The 14,065-nt window shown below is 53.5% G+C and carries 9 protein-coding genes; 6 read left to right on the forward strand and 3 right to left on the reverse strand.

Annotated features, from left to right (window positions below; all coding sequences use genetic code 11):
• Positions 1 to 8 precede the first annotated feature (8 nt).
• The 6 genes from ACO6TG_RS19045 to ACO6TG_RS19070 all read left to right on the forward strand — a co-directional run bounded on the left by ACO6TG_RS19045 (position 9) and on the right by ACO6TG_RS19070 (position 8,230).
• On the forward strand, positions 9 to 845 hold the full coding sequence (locus ACO6TG_RS19045; protein WP_422374636.1) for an aldo/keto reductase: 837 nt from the start codon (positions 9 to 11) through the stop codon (positions 843 to 845).
• Positions 846 to 983: 138 nt separating this feature from the next.
• Positions 984 to 1,778, forward strand: a complete 795-nt coding sequence (locus ACO6TG_RS19050) for a hypothetical protein (protein ID WP_422374637.1) — start codon at positions 984 to 986, stop codon at positions 1,776 to 1,778.
• Between the two features lie 731 nt (positions 1,779 to 2,509).
• Positions 2,510 to 3,337, forward strand: coding sequence for a phytanoyl-CoA dioxygenase family protein (locus ACO6TG_RS19055; protein ID WP_422374638.1), 828 nt, complete (start codon positions 2,510 to 2,512; stop codon positions 3,335 to 3,337).
• A gap of 69 nt (positions 3,338 to 3,406) precedes the next feature.
• On the forward strand, positions 3,407 to 5,191 hold the full coding sequence (locus ACO6TG_RS19060; RefSeq protein ID WP_422374639.1) for a carbamoyltransferase: 1,785 nt from the start codon (positions 3,407 to 3,409) through the stop codon (positions 5,189 to 5,191).
• Entirely contained in the window at positions 5,188 to 6,573 is a 1,386-nt protein-coding gene (locus ACO6TG_RS19065; RefSeq protein ID WP_422374640.1) for a hypothetical protein, read from the forward strand. Before ACO6TG_RS19060 ends, ACO6TG_RS19065 begins: the two co-directional genes overlap by 4 nt.
• Positions 6,574 to 6,586: 13 nt before the next feature.
• Entirely contained in the window at positions 6,587 to 8,230 is a 1,644-nt protein-coding gene (locus tag ACO6TG_RS19070) for an SGNH/GDSL hydrolase family protein (RefSeq protein WP_422374641.1), read from the forward strand.
• 220 nt (positions 8,231 to 8,450) lie between these two features.
• On the opposite strand, the gene ACO6TG_RS19075 is transcribed toward ACO6TG_RS19070, so the two are convergent.
• From ACO6TG_RS19075 to ACO6TG_RS19085, 3 genes are all read right to left on the reverse strand, one after another.
• Positions 8,451 to 11,423: a M10 family metallopeptidase C-terminal domain-containing protein gene (locus tag ACO6TG_RS19075; RefSeq protein WP_422374642.1), complete on the reverse strand. Its 2,973-nt coding sequence runs from the start codon at positions 11,421 to 11,423 to the stop codon at positions 8,451 to 8,453.
• Positions 11,424 to 11,902: 479 nt separating this feature from the next.
• On the reverse strand, positions 11,903 to 12,517 hold the full coding sequence (locus ACO6TG_RS19080; RefSeq protein ID WP_422374643.1) for a UbiX family flavin prenyltransferase: 615 nt from the start codon (positions 12,515 to 12,517) through the stop codon (positions 11,903 to 11,905).
• A complete protein-coding gene (locus tag ACO6TG_RS19085) occupies positions 12,514 to 14,007 on the reverse strand; it encodes a UbiD family decarboxylase (RefSeq protein ID WP_422374644.1) in 1,494 nt (497 codons plus the stop codon). Before ACO6TG_RS19085 ends, ACO6TG_RS19080 begins: the two co-directional genes overlap by 4 nt.
• Positions 14,008 to 14,065 lie beyond the last annotated feature (58 nt).

Consider the following 14,065-nt stretch of genomic DNA (forward strand, 5'->3'; position numbering starts at 1 on the left):
GAAAAAACATGTCTGTATCGAGCAAAGTGGCCATTGGAACATGGCCGCTCAGTGGCGACTTTGGTGTTCGTTCGCTGCGTTCCATCGAGGAAAGCATTCAAAAAGCGGTCGACGCCGGTTTTAAAACCTTTGATACCGCGCCGAATTATGGGCTTGGTTTCATGGAAAGTGCCCTGGGCGCCGTGTTGGCCGGGGACACCTCGGTCAAGATCATTACAAAATGCGGAAACCATCCGTTCAAAGGCAAGGATTTTTCGCCGGCGGCTCTGGAGCAGAGTATCGAGCAGTCCCTGAAACGTCTGCGCCGTGACAGGATCGAAGGCGTATTTCTTCACAATCCGAGAGCGGAAATTGCCGACTACGGGCCTGTTATTGAGACGCTCTCCAAACTCAAGAATGACGGAATCCTGGCCAATATCGGCATCAGCGGCGCCAAGGGGTATGACTATTCAGTAGTGCCCGATGGCGTGTTTGACTTTTTTCAGCAAGACGCCAACCTGCTTTACCTGAAAGAGGCGAAGTCGGCTCAGCCCAAGTTCCGGAAGTTTTTCGCACGTTCGCCACTTGCGACAGGAATACTGTCCGGGAAACTGTCCACGGCAAGCGTTTTCCCGCCTGATGATCACAGGTCGGGCTGGCTGAAGGGCACCCGCCTTGAATCCCTGGTGGCCAGGGTCGATGCCATTCGTGAAGTCCTTCCTGCCGCATTGATGTTCCTTCTGCAGCGCGGCGCTTCCTGTTGCACTCTCCCGCCATCGACACTGTTATTTTCGGGATCGGGCGGCCGGAGCACCTGGATGGACTTATCCAGGATGTCGGCGCAGGTCCCCTGCCGGAGGATCTGACCAAAGTCCTTGGCGATCTCCATGATGCAGACTTCAACAGGCCAGACTCCGAGAGAAGTTTTGGCTATTAAGGTATCGGCTTTTCATCTGTCGACCGTATGCAGCTTGGTCTGCTTGTAACATTGAGGCAAAATCTGAATGGCCCATGTCTTTGCCAAGAACGTTGTTGTACTGATCGCGCATCGACGATCCGGAACTACTGTTCTAAAGGATATGCTTAGAAACTCGGGCGACTACTATTTTGAAGGTAATCACGAGGTCTTTCGGCCAGTTGTAGCAAACCCAAAGAATTTCTACCATTTCTGGCACCAGTCGGTGCTTGAGGAGCCTGAAAACCTCTATGCCGCGAACCGGCATCGCCTGATGCTGGAGTTCATGGACCGGGAGGCTGAAGTCTATCCCGCCGATCGCGCCGGTTTCGACATCAAGTATTACCAGTTCAGTCAGTGCGGCAGCCTGTTTGACATGATTGGAAGCAGCAACTGCTTCATCATTCATCTGGTTCGCAGCAATGCCGTAAAAGGTTATGTTTCGGACTTGCTTCTGGCCCAAACGCGCAAGGAAGGTCAGACAGCCAGGAAGTTGAAGGTTGAAAACGTTCAGGACTTCGAAAAAGGGGTGTTGAACAGAATTCGCGAAACAGAGCTTTACACGAGACGGATCTCCGGTCTGAAACTGCCAGAGACGAGATTTGCGTCTTTTGAATACGAAAACCTCTTTTCGGATGTTGATCACCTCGGGTCAGGCCAATGCCTCAATCCGGAGTATGTCCGGAAGCTGGCCACCTGTCTGGGATCAAGCGATCAGGCAGACGACTTTGTGACCACGAGGAAGAAGGAGAATGCACCAACATGTCGAGATTCTATTGAGAATTTCGATGATGTTTTCGAGAAGATTGTAGATTCAAGAATTAAAGAACAGATGGCCAACTAATTCGGTCATCCTGTTTGTTGATTTACAGTTTTCGTCGGGGGAAGGCGAAACAACTTCGTCTGGTCACCCGGATGCCCTGATGGTTTAAGATCGGGTGATTGCGCCTTGAGCTGGAACACTGGCGTCCAGCGGCAACTTTCTTCCGGTTTGACGCAGATCGGCATCATCCTGCCAAAGACTGCTATACCGAACACGCGTTGGATCGATTTCCAGGACCGTACGCGCCCGGCGCAGGCTCAAGCCGTCGCACTGCACAGGAGAGCCGCAGCAGGCCCTATGCATTGGCGTTCCCGATTTGAGCGACTACCTCCAATATATCGTTGTTGAGCACCGCCATGCCCGACAAGGACCTTGAGCGTCTCGTTATCGTCTGCAAGAGGCTTTAGCTCGCGGGCAGCGGACACACACGCTTTGCCGGATTTGCGTTGCTACTCAGAAAACGGTTACCCGGTTGCCGCGTGCCCGCAACTTCGGCGTCTTCTGTCTGCTCTCCTGCTCCTGATTAAGTCCGTGCCCTGTGCTTCTATACAGCATCACGCTTCGTTCCGTCCGTTTCCTGATTGCGACGGCCTCGACACCAGACCGGAGGAGGTCTCGTGCCTCAGGTCAACAGTGACGATTCTCATTTGAACATATGTGCGATCTAGTCTAAGGCATTTGAGCAATTTAGGCCTTACGGGAGGCTGCAAAACGGGCTTTGCGTCAAGCGTGTATTCGAAAGGGCGGTTTAGATGTCTGACAAAAGTACTTCTTTTCACCAAACGATAGATCTAAACGCAAGTGAACTTAAGGAAGTAGAGCGCGCAACTGAAGCTTTTGAGAAACATCATGTGATTGTTTTGAGAAATGCATTTAGGGATAGTAGCCGTCTCATCAATACACGCGAGAAAATAAAAGATATACTTTCTTCCTATGCGCAAAAGGAAGCCTCGAAAAGAACAGAGGCGGAAAAAAATTCGATCAAGAAACAGCAACTCTCCCTTCATGATTTGTCGGCTCACAACGGTCACGAAGTAGACCTCGCGCTTGATGGCTGGGTGAATGGAAACTTCAGACCGGAAGCCGTTCAGATCATTTCTGATCTCCTGTCGGGCGGACCGAGAATCAACATTTCCAGAACAACCATTCGGAAGAAGGAGGGCAAAGAATCCTTCTTGCTACCTTTTCATCAGGACGCCAGGAGCCCATCGACGATTACACCCCGCGTGCTGACCTGCTGGATACCAATGTGTGATGTCGGGGATAATCGGCCGGGTTTGGAAATCATTCCGGTACCGCTTGATGTGGTACTTGAAGACGATAATGATGAAAGTGGCTACCGCGGTCCCAAGGGGAGAATTCGTGGCCCTGGTGATGACTGGGTCATGAAGACATATGGCGAAAGTGCTTGGGCTCCAAAACTTCAGTTGGGCGACTGCATGATTTTTTCTGGCGACGTGCTGCACAGAAGCCAGATCATGGAGAATGCTGAGGAAAGGACTAGTATCGATGTAAGGATCTTCTCGTCCACCAACGTTCCAGAAAAATATACAAATGACATCTCGGTCGAACTGATCTGACAAAACATTTTGATGTTGAAAGTGTACTCTCGCACTCGCACGAAACGTGCAAGCCAAGGTTTTTGATGCATGAAAATACTGGGACTATCCTTCGACTACCACAACTCTGCTGCAGCGTTGATTGTTGATGGTGAGATCATTGCCGCGATCGACGAAGAACGCTTGAGTCGAGTGAAAAATGACCCCTCGTTGCCTGTAAATGCCATCAATGCTTGTTTTGAGCTTGCTGGACTTGATGCCCAGCAAATTGATGCTGTTGTTTTCTATGAAAACGCACTTGAACGATTTTCAAGAATTGTCTGGTCTGCAATGGGAGAAGACCGTGAGGACAAAGAGTGGCTTGAGATGGCGTCTTCAGAGTGGATTGCGCTCGGGAAACTCTATCCTCAAGAGCGACTCGCAGAAACGCTCGGAATTCCTGAAAACCGTATCTTTCAAGTAAACCACCATGACAGTCACCTGGCGAGTGCCTATTATTGCTCGGGGTTCGAAGAGGCGACAATCATTTCGCTCGACGGGTTGGGAGAATACGACTGCGGCGCCATAGGTGCCGCCGAGGGCCGAACCATTTCAAGGCTAAAGACTCAGCCTTTTCCTCATTCTTTGGGGCTGTTCTATAGTGCTTTCACCTCCTTTCTCGGCTTCAAGGTGAACGACGGCGAATATAAAGTAATGGGTTTTTCCGGTTATGGAATTCCCAAGTATTGGGAGGAAATGTTTTCCTGGTTTCATTTCGAAGATGACGGCACCTTCACTCTGGATCAGAAGTATTTCAATTTCTTCACTCCTAAGATTGCCGCCTATTCCAACGAACTGGTCAAACGCTTCGGTCCTCCCCGCAGTCCGAACAAGAACACGCGTTGGTCAAAAGATATTTGGAAGTTGTTCGAGCAGGACAATCGAGAAAACAGAGATTTTGACGGCGATGAGATTTATGCAGACATCGCCGCCAGTGTGCAAAGATGCACGGAAGAAGTGATTTTGGCGGTCGCGGATCGTGCAATTCAGCTGACTGGCAAGAAAAAGCTTTGCATGGCTGGCGGCGTGGCTCTCAATTCGGTCGCGAATGGCAGACTAAAGCGCGAACGCCCCTGGCCTCTCTTCGTCCAACCAAACGCCGGTGACGCGGGCTCTGCTCTTGGTGCAGCGCTCGACTTCCATGCGAAGAACACCGAGTTGCCCGTCCCGAAATTTTCCACGCCTTATCTGGGGCTTTCAATCGATCGGGAAGAACTTGAGTCCGCGATCTCAAGGTATGGCATCGCTGATTGGCAAAAATTCGATGACCAGTCGACGCTGACGAGCGAAGTCGCACGGAGACTCGCCAACGGAGAGATTTGCGGTTGGGTCCAGGGGCGGTTTGAGTGGGGGCCCCGTGCACTCGGACGCCGCAGCATTCTGGCTGACCCTCGTTCCAGAAACACGGTCGATGTCGTCAATTCACGCATCAAGTTTCGCGAATCGTTCCGCCCCTTTGCACCTTCCGTGACTGTTGAAGCTGCAAACACTTTCTTTGACTTGCCAGGACCGATTCTCGATCACGACACCGAGACTTATATGCTGGCCGTGCATCCTGTCCGCCCTGAAGCCGTGGATCGTATCGCGGCTGTCACGCATGTTGACGGCTCGGCGCGCATTCAAGTCGTTTCGGAACAACGAAATCCTGTCTATTGGCAGTTGATTCAGCAATTTGGCACTCAGACCGGTGTGCCAGTGCTCTTGAACACGTCCTTCAACCTGAAGGATGAGCCGATCGTGAACACTGCCAAGGATGCGATTGCAACGTTCATCTATTCCGATCTGGATTTTCTGGTGATCGATAATTGCATCATAAACAGGGATTATCGCTTATGATTGTCGGCATCTTGCCAAACTCAGAACGAGGCGACAGCGTCGACAGTCAAGTATTGTTTGCAAAGGAACATTTTTCCGGAAAAGACTTCGTGTTGTCCGCTTTCCCGGAAGACCATAAATACTGGGATTTGCGTCTTTCTGAAGACGAGATAATTTGCCTGACTTCAGAAGAACTCAGAAGTGCTTACTTGAATTCAGAGACAGAATTTGTCTGGCTTGTGCACAGGGCGCAGGCACACAATTGGACAGCGGCCTTTCCGCACAAACAATGGCAGCTGGAAGAGGGAGGGCAACTTTATCCTTTGAAATCGCACTTCCCGGCAGACTGGTTCAGGGCTGCAAGCGGAACAAAAACTGAAGGCCCGTATTTTCGTCCTCATGATATCGGCGAGGCGCAGCCTGCATTTGGAGCAACCACGCCTCTCGGATTTCGTGACTCTAATCGAAATCCGACAAAGGCTCCTGGAGCAAGGTCTGTTTCGGTTGCCGTTGTGGGAGGTTCAATCCTTTTCGGTTCCTATCTGTTTGACGATGAAACCGTCTCCGCTCAAGTCGAAAAGAGACTAAACAGCACCGATTGGGCAAAGTCCAACAGCGTGGAATATTCTGTCCGTAACCTTGGATACCCCAATTCTGGCATCCTGGAAAATTTGATACGGCTTTTTCTGTTTGAGGATTTGACTGCATTTGACTGCGTCATTCTGATGCACGGATTTGATGATATTCACTTCTATCGAGACTCCGGCACGTATGAATTGGAAGAAAAATCTATATTGCATCGCGATGAATATTTCGAATGGGGAAATGCTTTTCTTCAGTGGAACCTGGACTATGTCCCTGCCAAAGCCTCACGGGCACGTCCGCACCCTACTGAAGTGGCCCGAGCTTACTCAGTTCGTCTTCGTCAGTTTTTGTCGACGCTCCGTAGACACGGTATTGACGCTGTTTCCGTTCGCGAACCTTGGAGCGGGAACCTCGGGGCAGAATGCTTTAAGAACGGCCAAGCGGTAGACGCTAACCTGAAGAGCGTTGGCCGCACCCTGGACGTCGCCCGCAAGGGACATGTTGACAAGTCAGGACCTGAATTGAGCGTCGATTTGATCGACTATTTTGAAACCGGCCAGTGGCGGTTTGAGGACTGTTTTTACGATCCCCAGAACCTGACGCCTCATGGCGCTGGACTGGTTTCGGAAGTCTGCACGCAAATGATCCGCGACATTCATACTTCGCATGGTGCGCTTGACAAAATCGCCGATAGGCGCCGAAGCGCAAGCGTAAACCGGAGGCGTGCTGGTTTCACGGCTCCTCCCGAGGGCGCGTTTGCGGACTTGAGCCGAGACAGAATAGCAAAATTGATCGAAGAACTGCGGGCAAAGAAGTAGAAAAGGTTCAATTATGTCCGAAAAGAATACTTATACCGTTGTTCTACCCGGAAACCCGATTGCAGAAGACACTCTGTTTTTAATTATCGAAAAGATTTGTTGTGCTTTTTCGGAGTACAACACCCTCGTATTTGCCGCGCCAAGAGACTGTATCGGTCGCTACTCGGACGAAGTGAGACAAGTGCTCAATTTGGCAATAGTCGAGGAAATCGAAGCAGAGGGAAGCGTCTTCTTTGTTGCGACGGCCGAATGGCCGGAGCATTGGGCAGAGGATTTCAAAGAGAATTGTCTTGTAATCGACCGGGATTTGAAGGTTTCCGGATTTGGGAACAGGATTGCATTTGATCCGTTTGGCCGCGATATGAGAGACAGTTTCTTTGGCGATAATTCTTACCATCTCGGCAGGTCTTCGACGGTCTCTCCCTACGGATACACGATAGGTAGTCAGCAGTTTGGCCCAATTGATCCCTCTAGTTTCCGGAAGTCGTTGGAAAGACCGGCCTCGCGAGACATACCTGAGCTGAAGATCGCTGTGTTTGGCGGTTCAGGCGTTTTTGGTTCGCCGCAGCTGACGCACAATACCTCACCATACCAGTTGCAAGAAAAACTCAATGCCGTGTTCGAAGAGCATGGTGTCAGGCTGAAGGCACGGGTCAGGAACTACGGAAAAGAGGGAGCGCTGCTTTCAGACTCCCTCGCGGACTATCTTCTGCACCTTTCCAATCCGGACGACCGGCCAGACGTGACAATTCTCCTGGATGGCTGGAATGACTTGAAAGCGGGAGAGAGCATCCCGAAAGAGTTTTTGCTTGAACATGACTACCTCTTCCGGATTGATCGGCTGGATGTCCCAAAAGTCCTGCAGGGTTTGGCCGGAACTTTGGATCACAATCCGCGGCCGGATTTCCAGAAGGCGCACCCGATCGACATCATTCGTGCGTACATCAACAAAAAAGAGCAATTTGCGCGACTGGCTACCAGCGACGGCAGCTTTTTCATCTGGGCGCAGCAACCGTTTCACAACTTCAGGAAGAAACCGCCTCAGCGAGAAATTGATATCGTCAAAACCTACAAGAACCGCCGGTTGGTGGAACTGCGTGAACGCAGCATCGAGTTCGCTTATAAAGCCTGCAGACGCCGCTGTGCTTCACTAGATGAGCTGAACCTTGTGTATATTGACTTCATTGAAGTCTTCAATCTCGTCAGTTCCGATCTGAGCTGTTTCAGCGATGCTGTCCATCCGAATGCCCAGGGCAATGAGATTTTGGCCAATAGTTTTGGGAAGAGCATTCTCATGAATTCGGCGAAGGTCCCTGTATTGCGGGACCAGAAGGATCACGACTTTACCCAGATGGCCAACTCCGCATTTGTCAACAGAGACAAAGACCGCGATCTTGCCCAAGAAGTTGCGCGGATCTCAAAAATCAAACCTTATGCACCATCCAAAGGCGCTTGTGCCCGGGAAACCCGACATGCATTTGATGCCGATCACGAGCACATCATTGAATACGTGACCAGCAAGCTGGAGCGTGAACAAAGCCGAGAAGAAGTAGCCGCGTTGTTGAGGTCAACCATCGCGAACAATGGGGCACACAAGGGTCGAAGCAAACCGTCATTTCGTTCCTCGCAGAGCCCTTTTCTCTACACGTTTTACTAGGCGCCTTGCTCCAGGCGCAGGGACTTGTCTTTGCGCTGCCATAGTCAGGTGGAATCGCAGGGAAACGACTTCTCCGATGTGCGTGTGACCACACACGCAGTCATCGTTACGATGCAGAGGTTGCACGTATCAAACGCAGCGCTGAAGGTGTTTCAGGGCATCTAGTCAAAAAGATCAGAGATTCCGACCAAAAATCGAAAATTAAAGACACGTTGCGTGGCTAAATAAAGTTGAAGTCTCCTGCCGATACGAGCGTATGGTCAAAATTTTCCAGTAAAATTGTACTGGTCGCGTAGGTTATCAAGGTGTCGAGACCTTGGTCTGTTACAATCAGATCGGAAAAGGACGACAAGCCCAAGTCGATCTGGATCAGGTCAATCCCATCTTCAAAGTCCGTGATGGTGTCCGCGTCATTGCTCACGTTGAATATGAACGTGTCGCTCCCGGTGCCACCTGTCAGAATGTCACTTCCACTTCCGCCAACAAGCGTATCATCACCGCCTGCGCCGGATAACCTGTCGCCCGCGCCGCCACCGTCGAGGTAATAGTCGACAGTGTCCAGGTTGCCAGTCACGCTGTCGTACAGGTCAGCTCCGTAAAATCTTTCAAGTCCAAAATTCGACAATGCTTTTGTCAGGAGTTGCGAGCCGGTTTCGACGATCAGTGTGTCTATTCCGGTGCCGCCAGCGTCTATCGGTGTGCCGCCGTCAGTCAGATAGTCGTCGCTGTCAAAATAGATGGTATCGTCGCCGGCACCGGCCGAATAGCGATCACTGCCGGCACCGCCCGTCAGGCTGTCGTTGCCAGCGCCGCCTCTCAGATCATCATTTCCGCTGCCACCAATAATCGTGTCATTGCCGCCAGCGCCGACGAGCTTGTCGCCCGCTCCACCGCCGTCGAGATAATAGTTTACGGAATCGTCGTTTCCGGTAACGCTGTCATAGCGGTCTGCGCCAAAAAAGCGTTCAAACCCATAGGCGGAAAGGGTTCTTGTGAGCAGCTGAGAACCAACTTCAACGATAATCGTATCGGTGCCAGATCCGCCGGAGTTCATGGGAACTCCGTTGATCGTCAGGTAGTCTTCATTCGAATAATAAATCGTATCGTCACCGGCACTGCCGTAATACCTGTCGGCGCCTCCGTTGCCCTTGAGAACGTCGTTGCCGCTGCCGCCATGCAAATTGTCGTCGCCACCGGCTCCTTCAAGTCGGTCGTCTCCGGCACCGCCATCCATATAGTAGTTCACGGAATTAAGGTTGCCGACGACACGATCGCTCAGCTCAGCGCCCAGAAAGCGTTCAAAGCCATAATTGGAAAGTGCCTTTGTCAGAAGTTGGGAACCTGATTCAACGATGATGGTGTCATATCCTGAACCGCCTGCATTCACAGGTGTTGAGCCAAGCGTCAGGTAGTCGTTGTTGGAGAAATAAACAGTGTCATTTCCGGACCCGCCATAGAACAGATCTCGTCCATTGCCGCCTTGCAAGGTGTCGTTGCCCGCACCCCCGAGCAGGGTGTCGTCGTTTCCTGCGCCGACCAAACGATCACCGCCGCCTCCGCCGTCCAAATAGTATTGAATTGAATCGTCACCACCTGTGACGCTGTCATAGAGGTCAGCGCCAAAAAAAATCTCGAACCCATACAGGGCAAGGTTGGATGTCAGAAGCTGGGATCCTGCTACCACGCGAATAGTGTCGGTGCCCGAGCCACCCGCATTGATCGGTGAGCCACCATCCGAAAGGATGTCGTTGTTGTCGAAGTAAATTGTATCGTTTCCGCTTCCGCCGTAGAAACGGTCGCTGCCGCCATTTCCAACAAGGACATCGTTGCCCGAGCCGCCGTGGATTGTATCATCTCCACCCGCGCCTGCGAGGCGGTCATTGCCGGCTCCACCATCGAGGTAATAATTGACCGTATCCAGGTTCCCTGAAACGCTGTCGTTCTGCTCAGCACCCAAAAATCGTTCGAAGCCGTAGTTTGAAAGTGCTCTGGTGAGCAATTGCGACCCTGCGGCGACCACGATCGTATCGTAGCCGGAGCCGCCTGCGTCGATGGTGCGTCCGTTTTCGACCAGATAGTCTTCGTTTGAAAAGTAGATCGTGTCATTTCCAGCGGCTCCGGAGAACTTGTCTCTGCCCGCGCCTCCGATCAGTATGTCGTTGCCGGACCGGCCATAGAGCACATCGTCGCCGTTGCCGCCGGATAACGAGTTGTCGGCATCATTCCCGACCAGGGTATCATTGCCACTCCCGCTGACAGCGTTCTCGATAATTGAGCCCCGGGCAATCACAAGATTGCCGGTATAGCCCCTGACGTTGGAAATAGCTTCCTCGCGCAGGTCGATCGTCTGGTTTGCGCTGGAAGAACTGTAATCCAGCGTGTCTGTGCCGCCGTCATCCACGACCGTGTAGCTGATATAGCTGTTCATGCTGCTGATCGTCTGCATGATGTCGCCGGAATTGGCGTTGTCGCCATAGGTGGTGTTGCCGGTGCGGGTCGTGCCGGTGGTGCCATAAAGATTTCTGATCGCGATGATATCTGCGACCATCGGAGTGATGGCGTATGTGTAACTGGCGTTGATGTAGGTGTTTTCCGGCTGGCTGAAATAGGACATCACCGAGGCTTGCCAGGAATCGTTGGCATAATGGTTGTCCGTGCCGTAAGTCGCTGAGCCGTTGTAGTTGCCTGCATGACCGAGGCCCAAGGCGTGGCCGATCTCGTGCACATAGGTTTGCAGCGAGTAGGTATTGATGCCGGTGCCGTAATAGCCGATCCAGCTTGTGCCGACATTGGTGTTGCTGGAATAGATTGTTCCGCCGCCCGTCGAAGACCAGTTCCAGGCACTCCAGGCGTCTGAATCGTCGAAGGTTATGTTGGCGCTGCCGGCAGTGAAACTGAAGGAAAGGCCCGTGGTGTCGGTCCACAATTCGAGTGCCTGCCGGGCAAGTGTCTGACCTGCTGACGTCAGGGCCGAAATGTTGACGGAGATGGTCCCGCCGACGCCGACATTGAACGACCGGTCGGAGCCGCCCCAAAACGTGTTGGTAAGCTGGTAAGCGATCTGATCATTCGAAAACACCGGCGTCGCTGCGTTGACGGTGTTCGCCGTCGTTTCAACAGCCTGGTTGCAACTAAACCCTGCCACAACGGGAAAGTCTTCTGTCCGTCCTGTCGCTTGGCAAAGCATGCACATCTGTCAATTCCTCGTTCCGCGGACTTTGTCCGACCCAGGCCATTTGGCGAAAGAAGTGGGGCGTGAATAAAACCCTCAGGTCAAACCAAACCTTCCAACTAAATGGCGCGATGACATAATAAAGATATCAAATGATGTGTTCTAGTGTATGTGCTATTGAACACAGAAGTTTGTTTTCAAGTTTCCTGTCGAAAAGCAATAAATTTTAATGTTTTTTTAATGCTTTACTAATTTTTACGAAAGTTGGCTGTGTAGGTGTAAAAATAACATAGCCCAACTTGCGCGCCACCTAAAAAGTGTTGGAGCTCCAAGGCGTCTTGGCGAAAAAATTGTGAAGCTGATATCTCAAGTTGGTCGATCGTTGGTTTCGGTTCAGTCTGCTGAATTCGTTGACGGCCTTCATGGCGTGAAGATCGGTATCGTGCCGTCGGACATCTTCGTTGGATTGATGTCGGCTTCTGGCGCCTGGACAAAGTCACTCACTCCGAGGAACCTGAATTTGGTACGCAAGGTCGGTCGGCAAGCCCCTGCCACCGGGACAGAAACGGACCTGGGTCGACGCCTGCTGTTGCCAGCGCCCGCGCCGCGATCTGCTTGCGCATGTCTTCAATCGACGCCAATCCCGCGTAAAAGGGCGGCACTGGCGGCAGGATAATCGCCCCCATGCGCGTCACCTTGAGCATCGCTTCCAGGTGCCCCTCATGTAGTGGAGCCTCGCGGGCAAGCAGGACGAGGCGCTGCCTTTCCTTGAGGGCAACGTCGGCCGCGCGCACGAGCAGACCTTCGCCTGTTCCATAGGCAATCGAGGCGAGGCTGCGCATCGAGCAGGGCGCCACAAGCATGGCATCGACTGGAAAGGAACCACTCGCGATCGGGGCGGCGAGGTCCTCCACCGCATGCGCGTGACTGGCCAGGGAGTGGATCTCCGTGCGGGCGTCCGGCCCGAGTTCGTGCCGGATGGTGGTCTCGGCGGCCGCGGTCACGACAACATGACGCTCGATTTCGAGCGCCTTCAGCATCCGCAAGATTTCAAGCGCAAGGCAGGCGCCGGATGCTCCGGAAATGCCGACAATTACGCGTTCGGCCCGGGTCATGAGTCCTGCCTTTCCAACGCGGCAAACAGCGTTTCGGCACGTGTTTCCACATCTTGCGGCATGGTCAGCCTGTCTGCAAAGGCACGCTGTGTCTCGGCACCGATCTTGAGGGTAGCGTCAATGCCGAGTTTGCCGCCGAGGCCGACCCTCGGGCTTGCAAAATCAAGTTGATCGACGGGGGTGCCTTCAAGGACAACCAGATCCCGTTCCGGATCCGACCGTGTCGCCACCGCCCACATCACGTCGTCCCAGCTGCCGATATCGATGTCCCTGTCGACGGCGATGACATATTTGGTCATGGAGAATTGCGGCAGCAGCGACCAGAAGGCCAGCATTGCCCGGCGTGCCTGCCCCGGATAGCTCTTGTCGATCTTCAGGATTGCAAAGCGGTAGGAACAGGTTGCCGGCGGCAGATGGACATCGACGATTTCCGGTACCGCCTGTTGCAGGACCGGGCGAAAGACATCGGTCATCGCTTCGCCGATCACCGCGGGTTCATCCGGAGCGCGGCCGGTGAAGGTGGATAGATAAACCGCATCCTTGCGACAGCGAAGGGCACTCAGCCGGAAGAGCGGATAGGGAGCTGCGTCATTGTAATAGCCGGTGTGGTCGCCGAACGGTCCTTCGATTGCGGTTTCCCCTGGTGCAACAGTCCCTTCCAGAACGATTTCCGCGCTGAGCGGCACATGCATGTCGACAGACTTGCAGGGCGACAGCCGGCTGGGGCTCTTGTTGAATATCCCGGCGAGCGCGAGTTCGCTGACATGACCGGGGGCCGGCAGAACCGCCGACAGGAGCGTCGCCGGATCGCAGCCGATCATGACGGCGACAGGCATTGCCTTGCCTTCCTTCTGCCATTGCCGGTAATGCTCGGCTCCGCCGCGAAAGGGCAGCCATCGCAAAATGGCCTGGTCCGCTCCGAGCACCTGCATCCGGTAGACGCCGAGATTGTAGGAGCGCGGGTCATCGGCGCCGGGGGGGCGCGTGAGGACGACGGCCCAGGTGATCAGTGGTCCTGCGTCCCCCGGCCAGCAGGTCTGGACAGGCAGTTGCGTCAGGTCCGGTTCTTTGTCGATCAGCGCCTTGTTGGAGTTTTGACGCTTGGGCCGCGCATTCAGTCCGGCCTTTGCCACCGGTCCAAGCTTGAGCACGTCGCGAAACGATCCCGGCGGCTGGGGAGAGCGCAGGGCGGTAAGAAACTGGCCCAGCTCCGGCAGCGACTCAGGCGCCAAGCCCAGACCGGCGGCAACCCGTTTGCGGGTGCCGAAGAGGTTCAGCAGCAGCGGGAATGCAAACTTTGCCTCGCCGCCGCGGCAAGGCGCGGCGATCCGAAGAGCAGGGCCGCCGCGCGCGATGACTTTCCGGTGCAGGGCGGTCGCCTCGAGATGCACATCGACCGGTTCAACCAGCTGCTGCAGTTCACCGGAACTCCTTAAAAAGGCAAGGAAATCCTTCAAGTCTTGAAAGGGAGGAAGATCACGGCCGGTCATGACGCTTGGGAGCTGGTTTCAGAAAGACAGCCTTGGCCAGCCTGGCCAGGACCGGTCT

The organism is Roseibium sp. (genome assembly GCF_965233565.1).
Lineage (GTDB): Bacteria > Pseudomonadota > Alphaproteobacteria > Rhizobiales > Stappiaceae > Roseibium.

Coding starts and splice junctions, on each gene's coding strand:
- ACO6TG_RS19080 (WP_422374643.1), bottom strand. CDS start 12,517: ATGACCCGGGCCGAACGCGTAATTGTCGGCATTTCCGGAGCATCCGGC.
- ACO6TG_RS19070 (WP_422374641.1), top strand. CDS start 6,587: ATGTCCGAAAAGAATACTTATACCGTTGTTCTACCCGGAAACCCGATT.
- ACO6TG_RS19065 (WP_422374640.1), top strand. CDS start 5,188: ATGATTGTCGGCATCTTGCCAAACTCAGAACGAGGCGACAGCGTCGAC.
- ACO6TG_RS19060 (WP_422374639.1), top strand. CDS start 3,407: ATGAAAATACTGGGACTATCCTTCGACTACCACAACTCTGCTGCAGCG.
- ACO6TG_RS19055 (WP_422374638.1), top strand. CDS start 2,510: ATGTCTGACAAAAGTACTTCTTTTCACCAAACGATAGATCTAAACGCA.
- ACO6TG_RS19045 (WP_422374636.1), top strand. CDS start 9: ATGTCTGTATCGAGCAAAGTGGCCATTGGAACATGGCCGCTCAGTGGC.
- ACO6TG_RS19085 (WP_422374644.1), bottom strand. CDS start 14,007: ATGACCGGCCGTGATCTTCCTCCCTTTCAAGACTTGAAGGATTTCCTT.
- ACO6TG_RS19075 (WP_422374642.1), bottom strand. CDS start 11,423: ATGTGCATGCTTTGCCAAGCGACAGGACGGACAGAAGACTTTCCCGTT.
- ACO6TG_RS19050 (WP_422374637.1), top strand. CDS start 984: ATGGCCCATGTCTTTGCCAAGAACGTTGTTGTACTGATCGCGCATCGA.